The sequence below is a fragment of the Saccharopolyspora sp. ID03-671 genome (assembly GCF_045278815.1).
In the GTDB taxonomy this organism is placed as follows: Bacteria; Actinomycetota; Actinomycetes; order Mycobacteriales; family Pseudonocardiaceae; genus Saccharopolyspora; species Saccharopolyspora ipomoeae.
The window spans coordinates 5,932,358-5,957,006 of sequence record NZ_CP134054.1 but is presented as its reverse complement, the minus strand read 5'-3'; the positions used below and the strand labels follow the sequence as shown (position 1 = coordinate 5,957,006).

General features: G+C 72.1%; 23 protein-coding genes and 1 pseudogene. 4 read left to right on the top strand and 20 right to left on the bottom strand.

What is annotated here, in order from left to right:
• Positions 1 to 12: 12 nt before the first annotated feature.
• Both REH65_RS27610 and REH65_RS27605 read right to left on the bottom strand, forming a co-directional pair.
• Positions 13 to 1,634, bottom strand: a pseudogene (locus REH65_RS27610) (amidohydrolase).
• Between the two features lie 224 nt (positions 1,635 to 1,858).
• Complete coding sequence (locus REH65_RS27605; RefSeq protein ID WP_406689714.1) at positions 1,859 to 2,398, bottom strand: FxsA family protein; 540 nt, start codon at positions 2,396 to 2,398, stop codon at positions 1,859 to 1,861.
• A 179-nt stretch (positions 2,399 to 2,577) separates the two neighbouring features.
• Here REH65_RS27605 and REH65_RS27600 point away from each other — a divergent pair, with 179 nt between their 5' ends.
• Positions 2,578 to 3,645, top strand: a complete 1,068-nt coding sequence (locus REH65_RS27600; RefSeq protein WP_406689713.1) for a GDSL-type esterase/lipase family protein — start codon at positions 2,578 to 2,580, stop codon at positions 3,643 to 3,645.
• A 34-nt stretch (positions 3,646 to 3,679) separates the two neighbouring features.
• On the opposite strand, the gene REH65_RS27595 is transcribed toward REH65_RS27600, so the two are convergent.
• From REH65_RS27595 to REH65_RS27565, 7 genes are all read right to left on the bottom strand, one after another.
• The gene (locus REH65_RS27595; RefSeq protein WP_406689712.1) at positions 3,680 to 4,150 is read right to left on the bottom strand and encodes an Lrp/AsnC family transcriptional regulator; all 471 of its coding nucleotides are present in this window, start codon (positions 4,148 to 4,150) and stop codon (positions 3,680 to 3,682) included.
• A complete protein-coding gene (locus REH65_RS27590) occupies positions 4,147 to 5,280 on the bottom strand; it encodes a M24 family metallopeptidase (RefSeq protein WP_406689711.1) in 1,134 nt (377 codons plus the stop codon). The genes REH65_RS27595 and REH65_RS27590 overlap by 4 nt, the downstream gene beginning before the upstream one ends.
• Before the next feature lie 226 nt (positions 5,281 to 5,506).
• Positions 5,507 to 5,782: an HPr family phosphocarrier protein gene (locus REH65_RS27585; RefSeq protein WP_406689710.1), complete on the bottom strand. Its 276-nt coding sequence runs from the start codon at positions 5,780 to 5,782 to the stop codon at positions 5,507 to 5,509.
• A 45-nt stretch (positions 5,783 to 5,827) separates the two neighbouring features.
• Positions 5,828 to 7,306, bottom strand: coding sequence for a PTS fructose transporter subunit IIC (locus REH65_RS27580; protein ID WP_406689709.1), 1,479 nt, complete (start codon positions 7,304 to 7,306; stop codon positions 5,828 to 5,830).
• Positions 7,303 to 7,755, bottom strand: coding sequence for a fructose PTS transporter subunit IIA (locus tag REH65_RS27575; RefSeq protein WP_281453635.1), 453 nt, complete (start codon positions 7,753 to 7,755; stop codon positions 7,303 to 7,305). Before REH65_RS27575 ends, REH65_RS27580 begins: the two co-directional genes overlap by 4 nt.
• The gene (pfkB, locus tag REH65_RS27570; RefSeq protein ID WP_406689708.1) at positions 7,752 to 8,696 is read right to left on the bottom strand and encodes a 1-phosphofructokinase; all 945 of its coding nucleotides are present in this window, start codon (positions 8,694 to 8,696) and stop codon (positions 7,752 to 7,754) included. Before pfkB ends, REH65_RS27575 begins: the two co-directional genes overlap by 4 nt.
• On the bottom strand, positions 8,693 to 9,454 hold the full coding sequence (locus tag REH65_RS27565) for a DeoR/GlpR family DNA-binding transcription regulator (protein WP_406689707.1): 762 nt from the start codon (positions 9,452 to 9,454) through the stop codon (positions 8,693 to 8,695). Before REH65_RS27565 ends, pfkB begins: the two co-directional genes overlap by 4 nt.
• 111 nt (positions 9,455 to 9,565) lie before the next feature.
• On the opposite strand from REH65_RS27565, the gene REH65_RS27560 reads away from it, so the two are divergent.
• Both REH65_RS27560 and REH65_RS27555 read left to right on the top strand, forming a co-directional pair.
• Positions 9,566 to 11,200 (top strand): phosphoenolpyruvate--protein phosphotransferase, encoded by a 1,635-nt coding sequence (locus REH65_RS27560; protein WP_406689706.1) that lies wholly within the window; start codon positions 9,566 to 9,568, stop codon positions 11,198 to 11,200.
• Between the two features lie 67 nt (positions 11,201 to 11,267).
• Positions 11,268 to 12,182, top strand: a complete 915-nt coding sequence (locus REH65_RS27555) for a 5'-3' exonuclease (RefSeq protein ID WP_281454017.1) — start codon at positions 11,268 to 11,270, stop codon at positions 12,180 to 12,182.
• A 24-nt stretch (positions 12,183 to 12,206) separates the two neighbouring features.
• On the opposite strand, the gene REH65_RS27550 is transcribed toward REH65_RS27555, so the two are convergent.
• The 8 genes from REH65_RS27550 to REH65_RS27515 form a co-directional block, all read right to left on the bottom strand.
• Positions 12,207 to 12,845, bottom strand: a complete 639-nt coding sequence (locus REH65_RS27550) for a DUF4333 domain-containing protein (RefSeq protein WP_406689705.1) — start codon at positions 12,843 to 12,845, stop codon at positions 12,207 to 12,209.
• A gap of 61 nt (positions 12,846 to 12,906) precedes the next feature.
• Positions 12,907 to 15,708, bottom strand: a complete 2,802-nt coding sequence (locus REH65_RS27545; protein WP_281453640.1) for an RNA helicase — start codon at positions 15,706 to 15,708, stop codon at positions 12,907 to 12,909.
• 244 nt (positions 15,709 to 15,952) lie between these two features.
• Positions 15,953 to 16,852: a YegS/Rv2252/BmrU family lipid kinase gene (locus REH65_RS27540; RefSeq protein ID WP_281453641.1), complete on the bottom strand. Its 900-nt coding sequence runs from the start codon at positions 16,850 to 16,852 to the stop codon at positions 15,953 to 15,955.
• A gap of 44 nt (positions 16,853 to 16,896) precedes the next feature.
• A complete protein-coding gene (gene tatC, locus REH65_RS27535; protein ID WP_406689704.1) occupies positions 16,897 to 17,766 on the bottom strand; it encodes a twin-arginine translocase subunit TatC in 870 nt (289 codons plus the stop codon).
• Positions 17,767 to 17,869: 103 nt separating this feature from the next.
• A complete protein-coding gene (gene tatA, locus REH65_RS27530; RefSeq protein ID WP_406689703.1) occupies positions 17,870 to 18,142 on the bottom strand; it encodes a Sec-independent protein translocase subunit TatA in 273 nt (90 codons plus the stop codon).
• A gap of 86 nt (positions 18,143 to 18,228) precedes the next feature.
• Positions 18,229 to 18,429 (bottom strand): bacteriophage holin, encoded by a 201-nt coding sequence (locus tag REH65_RS27525; protein ID WP_281453644.1) that lies wholly within the window; start codon positions 18,427 to 18,429, stop codon positions 18,229 to 18,231.
• A 19-nt stretch (positions 18,430 to 18,448) separates the two neighbouring features.
• Positions 18,449 to 19,417, bottom strand: coding sequence for a helix-turn-helix transcriptional regulator (locus REH65_RS27520; RefSeq protein ID WP_406689702.1), 969 nt, complete (start codon positions 19,415 to 19,417; stop codon positions 18,449 to 18,451).
• Positions 19,414 to 20,391: a helix-turn-helix transcriptional regulator gene (locus REH65_RS27515; RefSeq protein ID WP_406689701.1), complete on the bottom strand. Its 978-nt coding sequence runs from the start codon at positions 20,389 to 20,391 to the stop codon at positions 19,414 to 19,416. Before REH65_RS27515 ends, REH65_RS27520 begins: the two co-directional genes overlap by 4 nt.
• Before the next feature lie 236 nt (positions 20,392 to 20,627).
• On the opposite strand from REH65_RS27515, the gene REH65_RS27510 reads away from it, so the two are divergent.
• Entirely contained in the window at positions 20,628 to 21,323 is a 696-nt protein-coding gene (locus REH65_RS27510; protein WP_281453647.1) for an SDR family oxidoreductase, read from the top strand.
• Between the two features lie 39 nt (positions 21,324 to 21,362).
• Here REH65_RS27510 and pafA read toward each other — a convergent pair whose 3' ends face one another.
• The 3 genes from pafA to prcB all read right to left on the bottom strand — a co-directional run bounded on the left by pafA (position 21,363) and on the right by prcB (position 24,599).
• Complete coding sequence (pafA, locus tag REH65_RS27505) at positions 21,363 to 22,721, bottom strand: Pup--protein ligase (RefSeq protein ID WP_281453648.1); 1,359 nt, start codon at positions 22,719 to 22,721, stop codon at positions 21,363 to 21,365.
• 226 nt (positions 22,722 to 22,947) lie between these two features.
• Positions 22,948 to 23,694, bottom strand: a complete 747-nt coding sequence (gene prcA, locus REH65_RS27500) for a proteasome subunit alpha (protein WP_406689700.1) — start codon at positions 23,692 to 23,694, stop codon at positions 22,948 to 22,950.
• A 59-nt stretch (positions 23,695 to 23,753) separates the two neighbouring features.
• On the bottom strand, positions 23,754 to 24,599 hold the full coding sequence (prcB, locus tag REH65_RS27495; RefSeq protein WP_281454018.1) for a proteasome subunit beta: 846 nt from the start codon (positions 24,597 to 24,599) through the stop codon (positions 23,754 to 23,756).
• Between the last annotated feature and the right edge of the window lie 50 nt (positions 24,600 to 24,649).

The window sequence follows — 24,649 nt, the reverse complement described above, 5'->3', positions numbered from 1 at the left end:
TGCGGCCCGGGTTTACGCGAGCTCGTCGTCTTCGGGGTCGTGCTGGAAGATCGTCCGGCCGCGCAGGACCGTGCGCAGGCAGCGCGGCATCGGCGCCTGCGGCGAGAGGTCCGGCAGCGGCGGCACGCCCGACCGCGGATCGGTCGACCAGCGCTGCACCCGCGAATCGGTGGCGGCCACCACGAGCTCACCGGCGTCCCACACGGCGTAGGTGGCGGGAGCCCCGGGCACCAGCGTCCCTGTCACACCGTCGTCGACCCCGGCGGCGCGCCAGCCGCCCCGGGTGTGCGCGGTGAACGCGGCGCGCGGCGAGATCCCGAACCCGTCGGTGCGGTGGTTCACCGCGGCCTGCACCGACCGCCACGGGTCCACCGGCGTCACCGGCGCGTCCGACCCCAGCGCCAGCAGCACGCCGTGGGCGGCCAGCTGCGAGAACGGGTTGAGCAGGGTGCCGCGCGGCAGGCCCAGCCGGCGCGCGTACATGTCGCCGTCACCGCCCCAGGCGGCGTCGAAACCGGGCTGCACCGAGGCGACCACGCCGTAGGAACCGAGCTCGGCGGCCTGCTCCTCGTCGATCATCTCCAGGTGCTCCAGGCGGTGCCGCACGCTCGCCAGCGCGGGCGCGCCGACGACCTCGGCGGCCTTGCGGAACCCCGCGCACACCTCGGCGACCCCGGCGTCGCCGATGACGTGGAACCCGGCCTGGATCCCGGCCCGGGTGCAGGCCACCAGGTGTTCCGCGACCGCGTCGGCGTCGAGGTAGAGCACTCCCGCCGTGGACGGGTCGTCGGTGTAGGGCTCGCTCAGCGCGGCGGTGCGGGAACCGACGGCGCCGTCGACGAACAGGTCCCCGGCCAGGCCGCGAGCACCGAGATCGCGGGCGCGCTCGACGGCGCCCAGCTCCCCCCAGTAGCCGACGACCTCGGGCACCCCGCCCTGCTGCGACAGCGCCAGCAGCTCCACCAGGTCCTCGGCACCGGAGATGTCCGGCCCGGCGCACTCGTGCACGCAGGCCACACCGCGGGCGGCGGCCTGCTGCAGGAACGCCAGCTGCGCCTCCTTGCGCTGGCCCGAGCCCAGCGCGTCGCGGGCGGCGCGGCGCACGTGGTGGTGCGCGGCGCGGGTCAGCGGACCGTCGTCGCTCCAGCCCTCGGCGCCGCGGGCCAGCGGGTCCAGGTTGACCAGCGCGGTCGACACCAGCGCGGAGTGCACGTCGATGCGCGAGAGGTACACCGGGGCGCCACCGGAAGCGGTGTCGATCTCCTCGCGCGTCGGGGGTCTCCGCTCGGGCCACCAGGTCTCGTCCCAGCCGTGCCCCCACACCAGGGCGCCCGGGTACTCGGCCACGTGGTCGCGCAGCGCGTGCAGGAACTCCGTCAGCGAAGCGCAGCCGGTCAGGTCCAGGCCGCGCAGCAGCAGACCGGTCGAGGTGGCGTGCACGTGGGAGTCGACGAAGGCGGGAGTGACGAACGCGCCTTCGAGGTCGACGACCTCGGCATCGGGCGGTGCAGCGCACGGCCGACCTCGTCGGCGCCGAGCCACGAGACGACGCCGTCGGTGACGGCCATCGCGGTGGCGGCGGCGTCGGCGGGCGAGTGGATTCGGCCGCCGAGCAACAACGTGGTCTCGGGCATGTCCTTCGTGCTTTCCGCGTTCCGGGGTTCAACTGCGCAGTCCGCTCACGCCGGGCGGCTCAAGGCGCCGATCCCGTGATCGAACTCAGCCCCCGATCCGCACCGGCAACGATCGTTCTGACGAGCTTACCCGCACTAACCGCCCGGCCTTGAACCTGTCGCGATAACCGTGAACGCCAAGCTCAGGCCCCGTTCCAGGCGGCGCGCACCCGGAAGCGGTCCGGTCAGCGCTGCGGCGGCTCGTCGAGGCGCTCGGAGCGGACCTGCTGCGGCGGCAGGATGATCGGGGTGTCGCGCGGCGGGGTGTCGTCGGTCTCGTCGACGACCTCGCCGTCGATGAAGTCGCCCTGGCGGCCGCCGCCGCGGTGGAACCGCTGCTGGTGCAGCCACACCTGGTCCTGCATCTGCTTGGCGCGCTTCTCGGCGGCGCGCATCATGCGCTTGCGCACGACCGCCCTGGTCGGCGGCAGGAGCAGCAGGAGCCCGGCGACGTCGCTGAGGAACCCGGGCAGCACGATCAGCAGGCCACCGGCGGCGATGAGCATGCCGTCGGAGATCTCCTTGTCGGCGGACCTGCGCATCCTGGCGGCCTCGCGGACCTCGGCGAGGGTGCGGCGCCCCTCGCGGCGCAGCAGCCAGCTGCCCAGGACCGCGCCCAGCACGAGCAGGCCGAGCGTGGGCAGCAGCCCGATCGCCTGACCCATCGCGATCAGCACGGCGAGTTCGGCGACCCCGGCGATGAGGAGCAGCACGAGGATCGGCACCCAGGACCTCCAGTAGACACAGGCGTTGCACCCCGTCCAACGAACGACGGGCCGGAAATTCTCCCAAACCACCCCGGGACATTTCCGGCGAACCTCACAACGCCCGGGCGGGACCCCGCGACCCGCCGCGACCGCAGGTGCCGGTGGGCGGCCGGGGGCGGCTTCGTAGACTCACGGTGATGCGGGCGCACAAGTCGAAATCGCTCATCCTCCTGCTCGTGGGAAGCCTGCTGGCCCTCGCGGTGCTGATCAGCGACCAGTACCTGCCGAGTCTGCCGCTGCAACCCAAGCAGCTGCCGGCCGCCGTGGTGACGGTCGGTGACTCCACGCTGTCCGGTGAAGGTGGCGGCAACTACGTCGCGGGCACCAACGGCGAGAACGACAACTGGTGCCACCGCTCCCCCGCCGCCCCGGTCAACCAGCTGCGCCTGCCGCCGGAGGTGACCCGGATCAACCTGGCCTGCTCCGGTGCCCGCACCGAGTCGCTGCTCAGCGACCAGGAGTTCGTCGGGGCCGAGAAGTCCCAGTCGGTGCAGCTGGCCGAGCTGGCCCAGCGGTACCGGATCACCGACGTCGTGGTGCAGATCGGCGCCAACGACGACCCGGGCTTCACCGAGGTGGTCAACCAGTGCGTGGAGTCCTGGGCCCGCCGCGCCCCGCAGGGCTGCGCGACGCAGCTGCAGGACCGGTGGCCGCAGCGGGTGGAGCGGATGGAGCCCAAGGCTCTCGCGGCGGTGCACGACATCCGCGCGGCGATGGACAGCGCCGGCTACACGCCCACCAGCTATCAGCTGATCGTGCAGTCCTACGCGTCCCCGGTGGGCCCGGAGGTGCGGCCGGAGCTGCAGGGCCTGTCCGGGTGCCCGTTCCAGCCGAGCGACCTGGCGTGGATCCGCGACGTCGGCGTGCCGCAGCTCTCCGACGGGCTGCACGACGTGGCCCGCCAGGCCGGTGCGCGGTTCCTGGACCTCTCGCGGGCGGGCCACGGCCACGAGGCGTGCACCGGTGATCCGCGGACCGCGAGCGGCGAGTGGTTCACCCGGCTCACGGTCGACTGGGAAGCGCTCAAGGACGAGCAGCGCGCACCGCACGCGATGCAGGAGTCCTTCCACGCCAACGCCGCCGGCCACGCCCAGCTGGCCCGCTGCCTCGGCGAGTTCCTGGCCACCACCGAGCCCGGCGCGGCCTGCCTGCCCGACGAGCGCGGCAACCTCACGGCCGTGCCGCTCGCCGACGCCCACCGGTGAACCGGACCGCGCTCCACGAGCGCGGTTTCGCGAATCAGATTGCGGGCGGCCGGTTCTCGAACGGCGTGGACAGCACGACGGTGGTGCGGGTCGAGACCTTCGCGGCCTCGCGGATCTGGCGCAGCAGGTCCTCCAGCCCCAGCGGCGAGGCCACCCGGACCTGGAGGATGTAGGACTCGTCACCGGCGACCGAGTAGCAGGACTCGATCTCCGGCAGGTGCTGCAGCCGCTGCGGGTAGTCGTCCGGGGCGGCCGGGTCGATCGGGGTCAGCGAGATGAACGCGGTCAGCGGCAGACCGATCTGCTCACCGTCCACCTTCGCCGTGTAGCCCTGCAGCGCGCCCCGCTGCTCCAGCCGCCGGACGCGCTGGTGCACGGCCGACACGCTGAGCCCTACGCGCTCGGCCAGCTCGGTGAAGCTGCATCGGCCGTCGCGCGCGAGCTCGCGCAGGATCGCCCGATCGGTGGCCTCCAGGGCACCCGGGCCGGTGTTCCGTTCGCTCACGCCGGCAGCACCACCAGCTCGTGCGGCTGGTTGTTCACGCTCTCCACGCCGTCCTCGGTGACGATCACGATGTCCTCGATCCGCGCACCCCACTTGCCCTGCTGGTAGATGCCGGGCTCGACGCTGAACGCCATGCCCGCTTCGAGGACCAGGTCGTTGCCGCCGACGACGTAGGGCTCCTCGTGCACGTCGAGGCCGATGCCGTGACCGGTCCGGTGCACGAAGTTCTCACCGAAGCCCGCCGCGGCGATCGGCTCGCGGGCGGCGGCGTCGACGGACTCGGCGGTGGCACCGGGCCGCACGGCGTCGACGGCGGCGCGCTGGGCGGCCTGCAGGACCGCGTAGGTCTCGCGCACGTCGGCCCCGGAGGGCTCGCCGACGGCGTAGGTGCGGGTGCAGTCGGAGTTGTAGCCGCTGGCGATCGGGCCGCCGATGTCGATGACCACCACGTCACCGCGCTCGATGACCCGGTCGGACACCGAGTGGTGCGGGCTGGCGCCGTTGGGGCCGGAGCCGACGATGATGAACGCGGCCTCGGTGTGGCCCTCGGCGATGATGGCCTCGCCGATGTCGGCGCCGACCTCGGCCTCGGTGCGGCCGGGCTTGAGGAACTCCGCCATCCGGGCGTGCACCCGGTCGATCGCGGCACCGGCGTCGCGCAGCGCCTGCAGCTCGGTGGCGTCCTTGCGCATCCGCAGCTCGCGCAGCACCGGCGAGGCCAGCACCTGCTCGGCGTCGGGAAGCGCGCCGCGCAGCGGGATCGTGTGCAGCGCGGGCATCGCGTCGGCCACCGCGATGCGCGAGGGCGTGCCCAGCAGGTCGGCCACGATCCGGTGCGAGTCCTGGCCGTCGACCCAGGTCACGACCTCGATGCCGAGGTCGTCGAGCGGCACGTCGGCGTACCCGGGGGCCTCCAGCTTGGGCACCACGAGGGCGGGTCGGCCGTCGGCGGGCAGCACCAGGCAGGTCAGCCGCTCGTGCGACTCACCTCCGGCGCCCAGCAGATAGCGAAGGTCGGAGCCGGGCGTGATCAGCAGCGCGTCCAGGTCGGAGGCGGCAGCGGTTTCCGCGGCACGGGTCAGGCGCGCGGCGAGCACGGCGGGGTCCTGCTTCAACGAGACGGTGGCCATGGTCCAAGCCTAATCCCGGCGGGGTTGTCCGCCGAGCGGCGCCCGGTGGTTCCCCGCCTCGTCATCTGCGCCGGTGATCCGGGCGTCCGGCGCCTTCGAGCACGGCCGGACAGGCGACTGCCCGCCACCCGAGGTCGTCGTGGTGGCGGGAAGTCGCCTGTCTCGCACCCGGTTCCCGCTCGCGGACCGCGTACCAGGTCAGGCGGATCGGATCAGACCGATCGAATCAGACCGGGGCCTTGTCCAGGTCCTGCTCCAGCAGCGCCGCGAGCTCGTCGAGCGAGGTCTCGTCGGCGCAGGTCAGCTCGACCTCCTCGCCGTGGTGGGCGGCGAGGCCCATCACGCCGAGGACGCTGGCCGCGTCGACCGGTTCGCCCGCCACGCCGTCGACGACCTTCGCGATCGTGACGGACTCGGAGCGGGATGCCGCGGCCTGGGCGAACAGGGCGGCGGGGCGGGCGTGCAGGCCGACGGAGGCGGCGATGCGGACGCGGCGGTGCATGCGGGTTCCTCTCGGAAGTCGTTGGGGTGGAAGGCGTTCTGAGGCTCAGGCGGCGACGGGCTCGGCGGTTTCGGCGGCCCGCTCGGCGGCGGGTTCCCCCGCGGGCCGACCGATCCGCTTGGCGACCAGCACCGCGGCGGCGGAGATGACCACGCCGACCACGATCGCGGCCAGGTAGGGCAGCGGGTTGCCCACCAGCGGGGTCACGAAGATGCCGCCGTGCGGGGCGCGCAGCGTGGCGCCGAAGCTCATCGACAGCGCACCCGTGGTGGCCGCGCCGATCACGGTGGACGGGATGACCCGCAGCGGGTCGGCGGCGGCGAACGGGATGGCGCCCTCGGTGATGAACGAGGCGCCCAGCAGCCACGCGGTGCGGCCGTTGGCCCGCTCGGCCGGGGTGAACAGGCCACCGCGCACGGCCGAGGCCAGCGCGAGCGCCAGCGGCGGCACCATGCCCGCGGCCATCACCGCGGCCATGATCTCCAGCGAGGTCGTGTTGCCGATGCTCAGGCCGCCGACGGCGAACGTGTAGGCGACCTTGTTGATCGGACCGCCCATGTCGAAGGCGATCATCGCGCCCAGCAGCGCACCGAGCAGGGCCGCGTTGGCCCCGGACAACCCGGTCAGCCAGTCGGTCAGCGCGGTCATGGCCAGCGCGATCGGCTTGCCGACGACCACGAACATCAGGATGCCGACCACCAGCGTGCCCAGCAGCGGCAGCACCACCACCGGCATGATCCCGGCGATCCCGCGCGGGACCTTGACGGTCTTGAGCCCGGCGATCACCGCACCGGCGAGCAGACCCGCGACCAGTCCGCCGAGGAACCCGGCGCCGACGGTCACGGCGATGGCGCCGCCGACGAAACCGGGGGCGATGGCGGGCCGGTCGGCGATCGCGAAGGCGATGAACCCGGCCAGCACCGGCACCAGGAACTCGAAGGCGGCCGAGCCGATCTGGTTGGCCAGCGCAGCCCAGGAGACCAGGCTGGTCGCGTCGAAGTGGTCGGTGACCGGCGGGGCGTCGGTGATCTGGTAGCCGCCGAGCGCGAAGCTCAGCGCGATCAGGAGACCGCCCGCGGCCACGAACGGGATCATGTAGCTGACGCCGGTCATGAGCCACTGCCGCAACCGGCTGCCGAACCCGGCACCGGCGGCGACCTTGCTGGACAGCGCGGGCTCAGCGGGTTCGGCGGGATCCGCGGACCCCGGCTCGGGGGCCTCCGCGGCGGCCTCGGCGGCGCGGGTCAGCAGCGCGGGCGCGTCGTTGATGGCCTGCTTGACGGGGACCTCGACGATCGGCTTGCCGGCGAAGCGCTCCCGGTCCCGCACGCCCACGTCGACGGCGAAGATCACCGCGTCGGCGCTGCGGATGTCCTCCGCCGACAGCGGGGTCGATCCGGCGGAGCCCTGGGTCTCGACCTTCAGCTCGGCACCGGCGTCGGCGGCCGCCTGTTCGAGGGCCTCGGCGGCCATGTAGGTGTGCGCGATCCCGGTCGGGCAAGCGGTGATGGCCACGTACTTCACGGTGCGACCTCCTCGCTGATGTAGGCGGCCAGCTCGGCCGGGTCGGTGGCCTCGGCGAGCGTCGTCTTGAACTGGGCGCGCACGAGGCGGCGCGCGAGCGCGGCCAGCACGGTCATGTGCTGCTCACCGCCACCTTCCGGGGCGGCGATCAGGAAGATCAGCTTGGCGGGTCCGTCCTCGGCACCGAAGTCCACGCCCGCGCTGCTGCGGCCGAAGGCCAGCGACGGCGCGGTCACCGCGGTGGAGCGGCAGTGCGGGATGCCGATGCCGCCCTCCAGGCCGGTCGGCATCTGCGCCTCGCGGGCGTCGATGTCGGCCAGGAAGGTTTCGAGGTCGGTGACGCGGCCGGCGTCCACCAGCCGCTGGGCCAGTTCGCGGACCACGGCCCGCCGGTCGGTGCCGGACAGCTCCAGCTCGACGAGGTCCCGGGTGATCAGTTCGGTTGTCATGCAGCCACTCCGCTGAGGCTCACTGTTGCGTCCACTGCGTCCACCCGCACGCGCTGCGGGTAGACGTCGTTCAATCCGGGCATGCGGCTTCCCGCGAGCCCGACGGCGGCCGTGCCGTAGGCGACGGCGCTGCGCAGCGCCGCCTCCCCGACCGCGCTCTCGCGCAGGAACCCGGCGAGCATCGCGTCACCGGCGCCCACGGTGCTGCGCACCTCGGCGGCGGTGCTCGTCGCGTGCAGGGCGCCGGCTGCGCTCACCAGCACCGCGCCCAGCTCGCCGAGGCTGACCAGCACGGTGCCCACCCCGTCGGCCCGCAGCCGGTGGGCGACGTCGAGCACGTCCCCGAGGTCGCGCAGCGGGCCACCCGCCAGGTCGGCGAGTTCGGCGAGGTTCGGTTTGATCAGGTCGGGGGCCGCCTCGCAGGCCAGCGCCAGCGGCGGGCCGGAGGCGTCCACGGCGACCCGGGTGCCCGCGGCGCGGGCCGCGCCGACGAGCCGGGCGTGCAGGTCGGGCGGGCAGCCGTCGGGCAGGCTCCCGCAGGTCACCAGCCATTCGGCGCGCCCGGCGAGCTCGATCACCGAGGTCTCCAGCGCGGCGATCTCGGCTTCGGTGAGGCGCGGTCCGGGCTCGTTGAACTTGCTGGTGGTGCCGTCGGCCTCCACGACCGCGATGTTGCTGCGGGTCGCGGCGTTCACCGGGACCTCCACGACCGGAACCGCTTCGGGCGCCAGCAGTTCCGCCAGCCGGGCCCCTTCGGCTCCGCCGGAGGGCAGCACGGCCAGGGTGGGCACGCCCGCGGCGGCCAGGGCCCGGGCGACGTTCACGCCCTTGCCGCCCGGGTCGAGCTGCACCTGCTTGGCGCGGTGCACCTCGCCGGGCACCACCCGGTCGACCTGGACGGTGCGGTCGAGGCTGGGGTTGGGCGTCACGGTGACGATCACGCCAGCACCACCTCCGCCTCGGTCCGCTGGAGCTCGTCGACGGCGGCCCGGTCGAGGTCGTCGTCGGTGATGATCCGGTCGATCTCGGACAGCTCGGCGAAGCGGCTGAACTGGTCGTCGCCGTACTTGCTGTGGTCGGCCAGCAGCACGCGCTGCCTGCAGGCGGCGATCATCGCCGACTTCACCGCCGACTCGGCGGGGTCGGGCGTGGTGCAGCCGCGCGCGGCGGAGAAGCCGTTGGTGCCGAAGAAACCGACGTCGACGGTCAGCTGCCGGAGCACGTCCAGGGCCCAGGACTCGACGGTGGCGAGCGTGGTGCCGCGCACCCGGCCGCCGAGCAGGTGCACGTTGACGCCGTTGCGGGCCGCCAGGAGGTTGGCGGCGGGCAGCGAGTTGGTGACCACGGTCAGCTCCCGGTCGGCGGGCAGCAGCGCGGCGAGCTTGGCGGTGGTGGTCCCGCCGTCGAGCAGCACGGTGCCCCGGGCGGGGACGTGGTCGAGGGCTGCCTTGGCGATGCGCTCCTTGGCCTCGGCGTTGGTCTGGTCGCGCAGCGGGACTCCGGGTTCGAAGTCGAGCCGTTCCACGGCGATGGCCCCGCCGTAGACGCGCCGCAGCAGGCCCTGCCGCTCCAGCGCGGCGAGGTCGCGGCGGATCGTCTCGGGTGCCACCTCGAACTCGGCCGCGGCGGCGGTGACGTCGATGCGCCCGTCCTGCCTCGCCCGCTGCGCCAGCAGCTGTTGGCGCTCCGCCCCGTACATGCCCGTTTTCCTCCGCTTGGTGTTTGGTGTTGCCTGATTCTGCCTCTTGTTGTCATATTGTCAAGGCCTCGGGCCCACGAGGATTGAAGCTCGTCGCGTAGGGAGCAGTGCATGTCGACGGTACGAGGAGTCGGAGTCAGCCCCGGCCGGGCGGCCGGCCCGGTCGTGTTGGTTCATGACCGGTTGCCCGAACCCGCCAGCGGACCCGAGCCCGCCGACCTCGCGGTCGAGGCCGGCCGGATCCGGCCCGCCGCGCAGGAGGTGGCCGCGCAGCTGCGGGACCGCGCCGAGCGCGCGAGCGGTGAGGCGCGGGCCGTCCTCGACGTCACGGCCGCGATGGCCACCGACCCGTCCCTGCTCTCCGCCGCCGAGCGGGCGGTGACCGACCGGCGGCTGCCCGCCGCGCGCGCGGTCTTCGAGGCCGCCGCGCAGTTCGCCGAGACGCTGGCCGCCGCGGGCGGCTACCTGGCCGAACGCGTCCGCGACGTCGAGGACGTGCGGGACCGCCTCGTCGCCCGGCTCTCCGGTGTCGCCGTCGCGGGGGTGCCCGCGACGAGCACGCCGAGCGTGCTGGTCTCCCGCGACCTCGCCCCGGCCGACACCGCCGACCTCGACCCGAAGATGGTGCTCGCGCTGGTCACCGAGGAGGGCGGCCCGACCAGCCACACCGCGATCCTGGCGCGCTCCCTGGGCATCCCGGCCGTCGTGGCCGCGCGCGGCGCGCTGAGCGCCGAGGCCGCCGGAGCCCGGGTGGACGGATCGGCGGGCACGGTCGAACTCGTCGCCGAGCAGCTCGTCCCCGAAGCCGCGACCCGCACCGAGAACCGCTGGCACGGCACCGGATCGACCTCCGACGGGCACGCGGTGAAGCTGCTGGCCAACGTCGGCTCGGCCACCGACGCCACCGCCGCCCTCGACGCGGGAGCCGAGGGGTCGGGGTTGTTCCGCACCGAGTTCTGCTTCCTCGACGCCACGACCGAACCCACCGAGGCCCAGCAGCGCGAGGCCTACGCCGCGGTGCTCCGGCCGTTCGCCGGAAAGCCCGTCGTGGTGCGCACTCTCGACGCCGGAGCGGACAAGCCCCTGCCGTTCCTGGACGTCGACGCCGAACCGAACCCCGCGCTGGGCGTGCGGGGCCTGCGGGTCGCCTTCGACCGACCGGGCCTGCTGGATCGCCAGCTGGTCGCCATCGTCTCGGCGGCCGAGGACACCGGCGCCGACGTCTCGGTGATGGCACCGATGGTCGCGACCCCGGCCGAGGCGGCGTGGTTCGCCGAGCGGGCCCGCGCCGCCGGTGTCGGCCGCGTCGGCGTCATGGTCGAGACCCCGGCGGCGGCGCTGTGCGCCGATGAGCTTCTGTCCGAAGTGGACTTCGCGAGCATCGGCACCAACGACCTCGCCCAGTACACCTGCGCCGCGGACCGCATGATCGGCGCGCTCGCCGAGCTCAACGACCCGTGGCAGCCCGCGCTGCTGCGCCTGGTCGCGATGCTCGGCGAAGCCTCCCGCGCGCAGGCCGCACCGGTCGGCGTGTGCGGCGAGGCCGCCTCCGACCCGCTGCTGGCCGGTGTCCTCGCAGGACTGGGAGTCGCCAGCCTCTCGATGACGGCCGCGGCCCTCCCCTCGGTCGGCGCGGCCCTGGCCGAGCACCCGCTGAAAACCTGGCGACGAGCGGCGGAACAGGCGATCTCAGCCCCCGGAGCGGCCCAAGCCCGCGAACGTGCCCGCGCGGTCCTGGACGGCTGATCCGCGGCAGGTCGGGCACACGTCGTCACCCCCGCATGACAAGCTTGGGGATGTGACCGGACCTCTGATGCTCGTGGACTCCGCCGGGTTGTGGTTTCGCTCGTTCTACGCGCTGCCCGACTCGTTGACCTCCCCTGACGGCACGCCGGTGAACTCGGTGCGCGGCTTCTGCGACATGCTGGCGAAGCTGATCACCGACCGGCGGCCGTCTCGGCTGGTGGCCTGCCTGGACAACGACTGGCGCCCGCAGTTCCGGGTCGACGCGCTGCCCTCGTACAAGACGCACCGGGTGGCCGTGGAGGACCCGGACGCCGAGGACGTGCCCGACGCGCTGTCCCCGCAGATCCCGGTGATCATGGAGGTGCTCGACGCCGCGGGCATCGCCACCGCCGAGGCCGAGGGGTTCGAGGCCGACGACGTGATCGGGGCGCTGGCCGATCGGGAGCGCACCGATCCGGTGGAGGTCGTCACCGGCGACCGCGACCTGTTCCAGCTGGTGCGCGCCGAGCCGCAGGTGCGGGTCATCTACATCGGCGCGGGCCTGGCCAAGGCCCAGGACTTCGGCCCGGCGGAGCTGGCGGAGAAGTACGCGCTGAACCCGCAGCGCGCGGGCGCGGACTACGCGGAGATGGCGGTGCTGCGCGGCGACCCGTCCGACGGGCTGCCGGGCGTGGCCGGCATCGGCGAGAAGACGGCCGCGAAGCTGATCACCCAGTTCGGCTCGCTGGAGGCGCTGCTGCGCGGCGCCGCCGAGGGCGATGCCCGACTGACCTCGCGCGTCCGCGCGAAGCTCACCGACTCCGCCGAGTACCTGGCCGCGGCCCCGGCGGTGGTCAACGTCGTCCGCGACGCTCCCGTGGTGATGGACCGCGACTCCGACGCCATGCCCGCGGCACCGGACGTCGACCGCCTCCACGACCTGCAGAAGACCTGGGGTCTCGGAGCCAGCATCGACCGACTCGTCGCCGCGCTGGAGAACTAGCCGCGACCACCCGACATCTCTCGCCTACTTCGGGTGGCCGACCTCGTAGACGCCGTCCTCGTTCTTGACGGTGACGGTGACGGTCTTGTTCTGGCCGTTGACCTGGACCTGGCAGTCGAAGCGGCGCTGGACCTCCACCGGCTGACCGTCCGGGCACGTCACGGTGCCGACCCCGGCGAGGCTGTAGGAGCCCTTGAGGGTCTGGGTGACGCCCTTCTCCACGCTGGCCGCGTCGAAGACCGGGCGCACGAAGAACCCGGGCGCCACGAAACCGAGCACCAGCACGATGGCGACGACCACCAGCACGCCCGAACCGCCGAGGATCCACGGCAGCTTCGAGCGCCCCGCCTTCTTCGGCGGCACCTGCGGGAACCCGAACCCGTCCGGCGACGGGTAGTACGGCTGCGGCTGACCGTAGCCGTAGGGCTGCTGCCCGTACTGCGGCTGCTGGGGCTGGAGCGGCTGCTGCGGCACCGGCTGCGGCGGCATCGGTTGCTGCTGCATCGGCTGCTGGACGGGTTGCTGCTGAACCGGCTGCGGCACACCGCCGTAACCGCCCGGCTGCGGCTGGCCCTGCGGCATCCCGCCCGGCTGCATCCCGGGCCCCTGGGGCTGCTGCCCCCACTGGGGGTAACCCCCTGGCGGGCCGTAGGGGGACGACATCTACACCTCCGGATGAATTCAGCTGGCGCGGCCGACGTTCAGTGATCCAACCACAGTCGGCTCACACCCCACCGGCGGCCACCACGCCGCGGCGGATCGCGGTCACGGCCTTCGCCGCCGCCGCACCGACCTGGTCCTGGGTGCCGACGACGTCGCGGATCTGGTCCAGGAGGTCGATGACCTGACGGCACCAGCGCACGAAGTCACCGGCCGACAGCTCGGTGCCCGCCGACTCCGCGGCGGTGAGCACCTTCTCCAGCGACTCACCGCGCGCCCACCGGAACACCGGCCAGGCGAAACCGGCGTCCGGCTCGCGGGTGCGGTTGAGCTTGTGCCTGCGCTCGTCGTCCTCCAGCTCCTCCCACAGGTGCCAGGTCGACATCAGCGCGTCGGTCACCGGCCCGGCGGGCACCTGCGGAGCAGGACCCTCCCGCCGCGCCTCGTAGACCAGGGAGGACACCACGGCCGCGAGCTCGGCCGGGCCGAGGCCCTTCCAGGTGCCCACCCGCAGGCACTCGGCGGCCAGCAGGTCCGACTCGCTGTAGAGCCGCGACAACCGGCGCCCGTGCTCGGTGACCTGACCGGCCTGCGTCTCGGGCTCGTCCGCGCCGGGCTTGCCGCCCGGCGCGGGCAGGTAGTCGCGCTCGGTCAGCAGCGCCACGATCCGGTCGAACGAGCGGGCCAGCGAGTGGGTGGTGCTGTTGACCTTGCGGCGCAGGTTCTCGTTCTCGGCGCGCAGCCGCTCGTAGCGCTCCGCCCAGCGGGCGTGCGCCTCCCGCTCGTCGCAGCCGTGGCACGGGTGGGCCTTCAGCGCCCGCCGCAACGCAGCCAGCTCCGCGTCGTCACCCGCGTCCGAACGCCTGCGACCGCGCCCGCCCGGGGCGCTCAGGCCCGTGTTGCGCAGCGAGGAAGCCAGGTCCCGGCGGGACTTCGGGGAGCGGGTGTCGACGTGCTTGGGCAGCTTGATCTTGCCCAGCGCCTCCACCGGCGAGGTGAAGTCGGCGACCGACAGGCGCCCCGACCAGCGGTCCTCGGTCACCACCAGCGGACGCGGCTCCCCCATCGGCTCCAGGCCCGGGTCGATCACCACGGCCAGCCCGGACCGGCGACCCGCGGGCACCGAGATCACGTCGCCCTTGCGCAGCTTCTCCAGCGACTTGGCCGCCTCCGCGCGACGCGACTGCCGGTTCTGCCTGGCCAGCGCCTTCTCCCGCTCGGAGATGCGGCGCCGCAGGTCGAAGTACTCGGCGAAGTCGCCCAGGTGGCACTCCATCGCCTCGGTGTAGCCCTCCAGGGCCTCGGCGTTGCGCTCCACGCGGCGCGACAGCCCCACCACCGACCGGTCGGCCTGGAACTGCGCGAACGACTGCTCCAGCAGATCCCGAGCGGCGTCCTGGCCCACGCGCTGCACCAGGTTGACGGCCATGTTGTAGCCGGGCCGGAACGACGAGCGCAGCGGGTAGGTGCGGGTCGAGGCCAGACCGGCGACCTGCTTGGGGTCCACGCCGGGCTGCCAGACCACCACCGCGTGGCCCTCGACGTCGATGCCGCGCCGCCCGGCACGGCCGGTGAGCTGCGTGTACTCGCCGGGGCTGAGGTCCACGTGCGACTCGCCGTTGTACTTCACCAGCCGCTCCAGCACCACCGTGCGGGCGGGCATGTTGATGCCCAGCGCCAGCGTCTCGGTGGCGAACACGGCCTTGACCAGGCCGCGCACGAACAGCTCCTCGACGGTCTCCTTGAACGCGGGCAGCAGACCGGCGTGGTGCGCGGCCACGCCCCGCTCCAGCGCGTCCCGCCACTCCCAGAAGCCCAGCACCCCGAGGTCGGAGTCGGGCAGGTTGGCGGTGCGCTCGTCGATGACCTCGCGGATCTCCTCGACCTCGATCTCGGAGGTCAGCCGCAGTCCCGCCCGGACGCACTGCTGCACCGCCTGGTCGCAGCCGTTGCGGCTGAAGATGAACACGATCGCGGGCAGCAGCCCGGCCTGGTCGAGGCTGGTCAGCATCTCCAGCCTCGACGGGGGGAAGAACCGCGGCGGGCGCGGGCCCTTGCGCTTCTGCGGCGGGGCGCCGCGGCGCCCCTGCGGCAGGTGCGTGCGGGCCAGCTGCTGGGTGTGCCGCAGCAGGTGCTGGTTGATGCTCAGCTCGTGGTCGTCGGTCTCCCCGCCGAACAGGTCGAACATCCGGGGCCCGACCTGCATGTGCTGCCACAGCGGCACCGGCCGGTGCTCGTCGACGACGATCGTGGTGTCGCCGCGCACCTCCTGCAACCACTCGCCGAACTCCTCGGCGTTGCTCACGGTCGCCGACAGGCTCGCGACCTGCACGTAGTCGGGCAGGTGCAGGATGACTTCCTCCCACACCGCGCCCCGGAACCGGTCGGCGAGGTAGTGGACCTCGTCCATCACCACGTACCCGAGCTGGTCCAGCCCGCGCGAACCGGCGTAGAGCATGTTGCGCAGCACCTCGGTGGTCATCACGACCACCTGCGCGTCACCGTTGATCGAGGTGTCGCCGGTGAGCAGCCCGACCGCGTCGCTGCCGTACCGCTCGCTCAGGTCGGCGAACTTCTGGTTGGACAGCGCCTTGATGGGCGTGGTGTAGAAGCAGCGGCGCCCCTCCGACAGCGCCAGGTGCACGGCGAACTCGCCCACCACGGTCTTGCCCGCGCCGGTGGGCGCGCACACCAGCACGCCCCGCCCGGCTTCCAGCGCCTGGCACCCGGTGAGCTGGAAGGGGTCTAGTTCGAAGGACAGCTCCGCGATGAACTCGGCCAGTTTCGGATGGGCGCTGCGGCGGGAGTGCGCCGCGTACGCATCGGCCGGCGAGAGCTTGGTCGGGTTGGAACGGCTGGCAGCCACGCCCCAAGGTTTTCACATCACACCGACCGGTGTCTCACAGTGCTTCACGACGTGGCGCGAGCGGCGAAGCCCCGAGGCCGGAAACCCACCTCCGCAGCCGGCACCGCCGCGGGTTCTGAGACGTCTTCTGGCGACTACGCCGCGAAGCCGTGCATCGGAATGCATCAGGAGTGGTGCACGGAGTCCAGAAGACGTCTCAGGTTCCGCTACCCGCACCGCCAAGCAAATGGAGCAGCACAGATCTTCACCCGTGCGATGGCGCGCAAGCGACGCTCAGGGCACCTGGGACGCAGCGGATCGTCAGGGGCAGCCGGGCCTGGGGTTCGCCGTCGGCGTAAGCCAGCCACCCGTTGTCACCGCCGAGCCGGACCGTCTTGGCGCGCAGCGTGGTGACCGCCGGGTGGTCCACGTGCCGCCCGGTGCGCAGCCGCGGCAGGATCCGCACCAGCTCCCGCCGGGACACCTTCCCGACCACGGTCACGTCGAACAGGCCGTCGTCGTCGACCGCGTCGGGGCAGATCGGGATGCCGCCGCCGTACCAGCCGGTGTTGCCGATCGCGATCAGCGTGGCCTCGGTGTCGAGCACGCCGTGCTCGGTCTCCACCCGCAGCGTCCCGGTGCGCAGCCCCAGCAGCTCCCGGACCAGCGCGATGTCGTAGCGGCGCTGCCCGCGCGGACGGCGCATCCGGTTGGCGCGGGCGTTGACCTTCGCGTCGAACCCGGCGCACAGCACGGTGGCGAACCAGCCGGTGCCCGCGACCTTGCCGAGGTCGACGTGCCGCCGGGATCCGGCGGAGAGGGCCTTGGCCGCGGCGCGGGCGGCGGCGACGGGTTCGCGCGGGATGCCCAGGCTGCGCGCCAGGTCGTTGCCGGTGCCCGCCGGGATGATCGCCAGCGCGGTCGCCGACTCCGCGCAGGCCTGCACGGCCAGGTGCGCGATGCCGTCGCCGCCGACCACGGCCAGCACGTCGGCCCGGTCCTCCACCGCGCGCCGCACGGCGGCCTCGGTGCCGACCGCGTCGGTGGCGATCACCGTCCGCACCTCGCAGACAGCGCGAAGGTGGTCGGTGAGCTCACCGACCACCTTCGCGGAAAGACCTCCACCGGCCGCGGGATTGATCACCAGGACGCAACGCATGAGCATGCATCTAAGCCCACCGGCGGCCCGCTTGGCCAGGGGCCCGGGCGTCAGGTCGCGTCGTCGTGCTTGGGCATCGCCGACGGTGTCGTGTCCAGCTGCGAGGCCATCGGGTCGATCTCCGACGCCTCGTCGAGACCGACGCCGGTCAGCCCCTCGGCCGCCATCTTCTTGGCCTTGCGCCGGTCGTGCGAGCGGCAGATCAGCGCCGCCACCGCGAACAGCAGCGACAGGGCCGCGGCCAGCGCCAGCATCGAGAACGGGTCCTGACCGGGCGTGGCGACCGCGGCGAACACGAACAGCGCGAACACCAGGCCCCGCCACCAGCGGCGGAGCTTGTCGTAGGTGACCACGCCCGCGCGGTTGAGCATCACCAGGATCAGCGGCAGCTCGAAGCTCACGCCGAAGATCACCAGCAGCAGCAGCATGAAGTTGATGTACTTGCCACCGGTCAGCGCGGTGAAGAACGCCTCGCCGCCGAAGCCCGCCATGAACGTCAGCGCCTCGGGCACCACGTAGTAGGCCAGCACCGCGCCCGCGACGAACAGGATCGTCGCGAAGAACACGAAGGAGCGCGCGAACTTCCGCTCCTTGGCGTAGAGCCCGGGCGTGATGAACGCCCACAGCTGGTACAGCCACACCGGGCTGAACAGCAGCGCACCGACCGACAGACCGACCTTCATGCGCAGCATGAAGATCTCGAACGGCTCGGTCTGCAGCAGCTGGCAGGTCCCGTTCGGACTCAGCCGCTGGTTGACCGGCAGCGCGCAGTACGGGTGGAGCAGCACGTCGCTGAGCGTCGGCCACCCGAACGGCGCGGTGGAGAACCAGATGAACCCGAGGATGGCCCCGATGATCACGAACGTCACCGCCACCCCGAGCCGGTACCGCAGCTCGTAGAGGTGGTCGATGATCGTCATCGTGCCGTCGGGGTTGTGCCTGCGTCCCCACCGACGGCGATCACTCCGGAACGGGTTCAGGCGACGCAGTGGACTGTCACCCACTTCGCTTGCCCCGTCCCGTTCAGTTCTTCTGCTGGTTCTGCTGCTTGTCCTCGACCGGCGAGGTCGCAGGCGGAGCGCTCGGCTCGCCCGCGGTCAGCTCCGGCTTCTGCTCCTTCTCGGACTGAGCCTTCTTCGCGGCTTCCTCATCGGCCTTCATGCCGCGCGCCTCAGCCTTGAACACCCGAGCGGACTGTCCCAGAGAACGGGCCATCTGCGGGAGCTTGGTGGCGCCGAACAGCAGCACCAGAACCAAGACGATGAGGATCAGCTCCCAGCCACCTGGCAAACCCATCCGTACACAACCTTTCGTGATGTCCCTGCTGAGCGCTCATGGTACGCGCGGCAGGCGTCGGCAAATAGGTCCGTTTCTGGTTCTCGTCAACCGCGGCGGCGCTGCGAGATCGCCACCTTCAGCCCGGCGACCCGCGCCTTGACCATTCCGCTGCGATCGGCGAGAGCGCTGGTCGCGCTCCGCTGCGCGCGCTGGAACCGGCGCACCTCCAACAGGGTCCTGACCAGCAGGAACACCAGCAGGACGAGGCCTGCTGCCAGCAGCACGAGAGTCCACACGAACGGCACGTCTTTCACCGTATCGGGCTCAGGTTGACGGAAGGTGACGGGTCCGCCTCAACGCGGCACTCGCTCGTTGACGCACGTCACCTCCCAGCTCACCGGGCGTGAGCACGCGCACCTGCCCGCCGAGGCCGAGCAGCAGCCGCACCATCCAGTCCCGGTCGGCGTAGCGCATCCGCACCCGCGCCCGCCCGCCGGGCAGCTCGGTGACCTCGTCGACCTGGTAGTACTCGGCGACCCAGCGGGCGTCGGGTTCCAACTCCAGCTCGGCCACCTGCTGGTCCGGGGCGGGCTGGAACAGACCCGCGGAAACGTCGGTCGGCTCGGCCTCGGACGGTGGCCGGGCCGGCTCGTCGAGGCGCTGGGCGTCGTCGATGCGGTCCAGCCGGAACATCCGGACGCCGCGCGCGCTGCGGCACCAGGCCTCCAGGTAGCTGCGGCCGTCGACCAGCAGCAACCGCATCGGATCGACCGTCCGCTCGCTGATCTCGTCGCGCGAAGCCGTGTAGTAACGGATGCGCAACGCTTTTCCGCTGGTCGCAGCCGATTGGACCGTCCGGCGGACGTCCGGGTCGACCGCGTCCTCGGTGCCGAGCCCGATCACCACGCCCGACGGCCGGGCCTGGCCGACGGCGTTCTCCACCTTGGCCAGGGTGCGCTGCACCGCGTCGGTGTCGGGCACGCCCGGGGTCTCGGCCAGCGCGCGCAGCGCCACCAGCAGCGACGTCGCCTCGGAGGCCGTCAGCCGCAGCGGGCGCCGCATGCCTGCGTCGTAGGTGACGGTGATCGAGTCGCTGTCGAAGGACAGGTCGATGAGGTCGCCGGGCCCGTAGCCGGGCAGCCCGCACATCCACAGCAGTTCCAGGTCCTTGCGCAGCTGCTGCGGGGTGACGCCGAAGTCGGCGGCGGCGTCGGCGATGGGGATGCCGGGGCGGCTGAGCAGGTACGGCACCAGCGCCAGCAACCTGGGCAGGCGTTGCGTCGCGCTGGTCATCGCTGCTCCTCCCCCGCCGCGTCCAGGTGGATCTCGTGCACGGCCTTGCGCAGCGTGTCGGGCTGCAGCACGACCACGTCGGGCCCGTACCCCGCGAGCCAACCGGCCGCGGACTCCGGGTACTTCACGTCCAGTTCCAGCACCTCGCCGGGATCGCCGTCGAGCTCCAGGCGCTCGACGGTCTTGCCGAAGCGCCGCACGCCGTGCGCGCGACCGTCGGCCACCCACACCCGCGACGGGGTCGGCGGCGGGGGCTCGCGCTGCTCGCCGGCGACCATCTGGAGCAGGTCGACCTCGGGCGGGCGCTGCACGACGCCGCTGCGCCCCACGGCGGCGACCTGGCCCTGGATGCGGGAGAGCCGGAAGCACCGGGGCGCCTGCCGGTCTCGGTCGTGACCGACGACGTACCAGCGGCCGCGCCAGGACACCACGCCCCAGGGCTCGACGGTCCGGTGCCGCACCTCGGGACTGCTGGGACGCCGGTAGTCGAACTCGACGACGCGACCGGCCTGCACGGCCGAGTGCAGCGCGGAGAAGGCGGGTTCGCTGGTGCGGACCTTCGGCTCCACGGCCGCCGAGGCGCGCTCGTCGACGTCGACCCCGGCGGCGCGCAGCTTGAGCAGCGCGCCCTGGGCGGCGGAGGTGAACTCCGGCGAGTCCCACAGCCGCACGGCGAGCGCGACGGCGGCGGCCTCGTCGGGTTCCAGGTCGATGTCGCCGAGCTCGTAGTCGCGGCGGGCGATGCGGTAGCCGTCGGCGCTGTCGAAGGCGGAGTTGCGCCCGGTCTCCAGCGGGATCCCCAGGTCGCGCAGTTCCGCCTTGTCCCGCTCGAAGGTCCGGAAGAACGCCTCGTCGGACGGCGCGTCGGCGTAACCGGCGACGATGTGCCGGATCCGCTCTGCGGTGAGGTACTGGCGGGTCGACAGCAGGCAGAGCACCAAGTTCACCAAGCGTTCAGCACGCACAGTGGCCACCCCGAAACTCTAGCCCCCACCCATTCGATCATGAGTTCGGGTGGCGGGCGCGCCCCCACACATCACCCATCCGAATGACCCCCGATCGAAAACCCCGGTTTTCATCGCGCGAAAACCGGGGTTTTCGACGCGACGAATGTTGCGGTTTTCGACGTGGGATTGGTTTCGGTGGGTGCTGAAGTCATCGTTGATGCGAAAGTCGTTCAGGTGTTGTTCGGTTTCCTACCGTGGGGGACATGGGTGTTCTGATGATCACCGGTGCCTCGCGGGGCATCGGGGCCGCTACCGCGCGTCTGGCCGTCGACCAGGGGTATCGAGTCGTCCTGCTGGCCCGGGACGCCGAGGCGTTGTCCGGGCTGGTCGAGGAGCTGGGGGCCGGGAGCGCGGCGGCCCTGCCGTGCGACGTCACCGACTACGCGAGCCTCACCGAGGCCGTCGCGACCACCGAGCAGCGCTTCGGGAGCGTGGACGCCGTGCTGGCCAACGCCGGGATGAGCGTGCCCACCTCGTTCCTGGGCAGCGGCGGGGCCGAGCCCGAGCAGTGGCGGGACATGGTGCTCACCAACGTCTACGGGGCCGCCATCACGGCCCGCGCGGCGCTGCCGGCGCTCGTGCGCAGCCGCGGGCACCTGGTGCTGACCGGGTCCAACGCCGGCCGCGGCATCCGCCCCGGCAACCTCTACTCCGCCACCAAGTGGGCGGTGACCGGCATGGCGCAGAACATCCGGGCCGAGTGCGTCGGCACCGGCGTGCGGGTCACGCTCGTCCAGCCGGGCATGGTCGAGACCGACATGACGGCCGACCGCACCGACGTCCCGAAGCTGCGGGCCGAGGACATCGCCCGGGGCGTCCTCTACGCGCTGAGCCAGCCGGAGACCGTCGACGTCAACGAGCTGACGATCCGACCGGTCGGTCAGGCTCCGCAGAGCTGAGGCGTGGGGAAGTTTTCATGAAAACTTCCCCACCCACCCTCACAACGAGTTGATCAGCCGTTCCACCCGCTCGTCCACGGCGCGGAACGGGTCCTTGCACAGCACGGTGCGCTGCGCCTGGTCGTTCAGCTTGAGGTGCACCCAGTCGACCGTGAAGTCCCGGCCGGCGGCCTGAGCTGCGGCGATGAAGTCACCGCGCAGCTTCGCCCGGGTGCTCTGCGGCGGGGTGTCCTTCGCCGCCTCGATCTCGCCGTCCTCGGTGGCGCGGTCGACGAGGTCCTTGCGCTGCAGCATGTCGAACAGGCCCCTGCCCCGCCGGATGTCGTGGTAGGCGAGGTCGAGCTGCGCGATGCGCGGGCTGGACAGCTCCAGCCCGTGCTTGCTGCGGTAGCGCTCAAGCAACCGGAGCTTGATCGCCCAGTCGACCTCCCGGTCGATCAGCGAGTAGTCCTCGTGCTCGATGGCGTCCAGCGCACGGCCCCACAGGTCCAGGATCCGCTCCGACATCGGGTCCGAGCCGCGGCGGGCGACGTGGTCGACGGCGCGGCTGTGGTACTCCCGCTGGATGTCCAGCGCGGAGGCCTCCCGCCCGCCTGCCAGCCGGACCGTGCGGCGACCGGTGAGGTCGTGGCTGATCTCGCGGATGGCGCGGATGGGGTTGTCCAGGCTGAAGTCCCGGAACTGCACGCCCTGCTCGATCATCTCCAGCACGAGGTTCGCCGCCCCCACCTTGAGCAGGGTCGTCACCTCCGACATGTTGGAGTCGCCGACGATCACGTGCAGCCGCCGGTAGCGCTCGGCGTCGGCGTGCGGCTCGTCGCGGGTGTTGATGATCGGCCGGGACCGGGTGGTGGCGCTGGAGACGCCCTCCCAGATGTGCTCGGCCCGCTGCGACAGGCAGTACACGGCACCGCGCGGGGTCTGCAGGACCTTGCCCGCGCCGCAGATGAGCTGGCGCGTGACCAGGAACGGCAGCAGCACGTCGGCGATGCGGGAGAACTCGCCGGAGCGTCCGACCAGGTAGTTCTCGTGGCAGCCGTAGGAGTTGCCCGCCGAATCGGTGTTGTTCTTGAACAGGAAGATGTCCCCGCCGATGCCCTCGTCGGAGAGCCGGCGCTCGGCATCCGTGAGCAGGTCCTCCAGGATCCGCTCGCCCGCCTTGTCGTGCGTGACCAGCTGGGTGAGGTCGTCGCACTCGGCCGTGGCGTACTCGGGGTGGGAACCCACGTCGAGGTAGAGACGAGCCCCGTTGCGCAGGAAGACGTTCGACGACCTTCCCCACGACACGACCCGTCGGAACAGGTACCTGGCCACCTCGTCCGGGGACAGTCTGCGCTGCCCGTGGAACGTGCAGGTGACCCCGAACTCGGTTTCGATGCCGAAGATCCGCCGCTGCATGTCTCCACACTAGGCGCAAAACCGCCCTCGCGGCGGTCCGCCGTTCGGGCAACTGTCGAATCGACTTCACCGATTTTCGGTAGCAGGCCGTCACCCGCCCCGACGCGCACGCACCCGCACGGAGCAGCCCGAACGCCGTACAGCCGTACGACTTCCCGGGATGTGGAACCCCCGGAAACGACACCGCTCCCGCACCCGGCGGGGTGCGGGAGCGGTCGGCGCACGCTCACTTTCCGGACGAGCCGCCCTCGCCGGAGGACTCCTCGGCCGAGGAGTCCGAAGTCGACTCGGGCAGCAGCGCCGTCAGCGCCGCGCCCTGGATCCGGCGGAACGTCCGGTTAGGACGGGAACGATCGAGCACCGCGACCTCCAGGGCCTTGGTGCCGAGCTCGCGCCCGGAGTCCCCACTGGACGAAAGTCCCTTGACAGCGACCCGCACCGCGTCGCCCAATTCCAGCCCGTCGCTGAAGGAATCCTTCAACGCGCTGGTGATGGTGTCGGCCTGGCCGCCCATCACGACGTACTGCGGTTCGTCCACGATGGATCCGTCGTAGGTGAGCCGGTACAGCTGGTCGGATTCGGCGGTCGCCCCGACCTCCGCCACGCAGATCTCCACCTCGAACGGCTTGATCTGCTCGGTGAAGATCGCCCCCAGGTGCTGGGCGTAGGTGTTGGCCAGCGAGCGGCCGGTCACGTCGCGGCGGTCGTAGGAGTACCCGCGCACGTCCGCGATGCGCACACCGGCGACCCGCAGCGCCTCGAACTCGCTGTAGCGGCCCACCGCGGCGAAGCCGATGCGGTCGTAGATCTCGGAGACCTTGTGCAACGTCGGAGACGGGTTCTCGGCGACGAACAGCACCCCACCGGCGTACTTGAGCACCACCACGCTGCGGCCCCGGGCGATGCCCTTGCGGGCGAGCTCGGAACGCTCCCGCATCAACTGCTCGGGGGAGGTGTAGAACGGCATCGTCACGGCTTCTGCACTCCTGAATCTGCTCGCTGTGGCAGGCGGGATCGTGGGAACGGCGCTGGTCAGCCGCCCGGGTTCTCCAGGCGTCCGTTGACCACGGCGGTGGCGATCTCGGCGGTCCGCTCCTCGGTCAGCCGCACCGAGCCCTCGGCGCCGGTGATGGAGATGACCGACGGGTAGATCCGCCGGGACACGTCCGGGCCGCCTGTCGCGCTGTCGTCGTCGGCCGCGTCGTAGAGCGCCTCCACCGCGGTGCGCGCAGCGGTGTCGAGGTCGGCGTCCGGGTCGAAGCGCTTCTTCAGCGCCGACTTGGCGAACTGCGAGCCCGAGCCGACCGCGTGGTAGCCGCCCGCCTCGTCGTAGCGACCGCCGACCACGTCGTAGGACACGATCCGGCCCGCGCGGTCCGGGTCCTCGGCGTCGGTGTCGTAACCGGCGAACAGCGGCACGACCGCCAGGCCCTGCATGGCTGCGGACAGGTTGCCCCGCAGCATCGTGGCCAGCTTGTTCGACTTGCCGTCCAGCGACAGCGAGATGCCTTCGAGCTTCTCGTAGTGCTCCAGCTCGACGGCGTAGAGCTTGACGAGCTCCTGCGCGACACCGGCCGTCCCGGCGATGCCCACCGCCGAGTAGGAGTCGGTGATGAACAGCTTCTCCATGTCCCGCTGGGCGATGACGTTGCCCATCGTCGCCCGCCGGTCACCGGCCAGCAGCACGCCGCCGCGGAAGGTCACCGCGACGATCGTGGTGCCGTGCGGCGCCTGAACAGCGCCTTCGGGCGCCTTGCGCCCGCCCGGCAGCAGTTCCGGCGCGGTGGCGCTGAGGAAGTCGGTGAACGACGAGGATCCGGGGGTCAGGTAGGCGGCGGGAAGCGCCTGCCCGGGGAACTGGGCCGAGCTCTGGTCCATCAGCGACATCGTCTCCGTTCTCACAGGACTCCTGCGACAGGATGCACTCT

Coding starts and splice junctions, on each gene's coding strand:
- REH65_RS27600 (WP_406689713.1), top strand. CDS start 2,578: ATGCGGGCGCACAAGTCGAAATCGCTCATCCTCCTGCTCGTGGGAAGC.
- REH65_RS27590 (WP_406689711.1), bottom strand. CDS start 5,280: ATGGCCACCGTCTCGTTGAAGCAGGACCCCGCCGTGCTCGCCGCGCGC.
- REH65_RS27585 (WP_406689710.1), bottom strand. CDS start 5,782: ATGCACCGCCGCGTCCGCATCGCCGCCTCCGTCGGCCTGCACGCCCGC.
- REH65_RS27575 (WP_281453635.1), bottom strand. CDS start 7,755: ATGACAACCGAACTGATCACCCGGGACCTCGTCGAGCTGGAGCTGTCC.
- REH65_RS27565 (WP_406689707.1), bottom strand. CDS start 9,454: ATGTACGGGGCGGAGCGCCAACAGCTGCTGGCGCAGCGGGCGAGGCAG.
- REH65_RS27560 (WP_406689706.1), top strand. CDS start 9,566: ATGTCGACGGTACGAGGAGTCGGAGTCAGCCCCGGCCGGGCGGCCGGC.
- REH65_RS27555 (WP_281454017.1), top strand. CDS start 11,268: ATGCTCGTGGACTCCGCCGGGTTGTGGTTTCGCTCGTTCTACGCGCTG.
- REH65_RS27550 (WP_406689705.1), bottom strand. CDS start 12,845: ATGTCGTCCCCCTACGGCCCGCCAGGGGGTTACCCCCAGTGGGGGCAG.
- REH65_RS27540 (WP_281453641.1), bottom strand. CDS start 16,852: ATGCTCATGCGTTGCGTCCTGGTGATCAATCCCGCGGCCGGTGGAGGT.
- tatC (WP_406689704.1), bottom strand. CDS start 17,766: ATGACGATCATCGACCACCTCTACGAGCTGCGGTACCGGCTCGGGGTG.
- tatA (WP_406689703.1), bottom strand. CDS start 18,142: ATGGGTTTGCCAGGTGGCTGGGAGCTGATCCTCATCGTCTTGGTTCTG.
- REH65_RS27520 (WP_406689702.1), bottom strand. CDS start 19,417: ATGACCAGCGCGACGCAACGCCTGCCCAGGTTGCTGGCGCTGGTGCCG.
- REH65_RS27510 (WP_281453647.1), top strand. CDS start 20,628: ATGGGTGTTCTGATGATCACCGGTGCCTCGCGGGGCATCGGGGCCGCT.
- pafA (WP_281453648.1), bottom strand. CDS start 22,721: ATGCAGCGGCGGATCTTCGGCATCGAAACCGAGTTCGGGGTCACCTGC.
- prcB (WP_281454018.1), bottom strand. CDS start 24,599: ATGGACCAGAGCTCGGCCCAGTTCCCCGGGCAGGCGCTTCCCGCCGCC.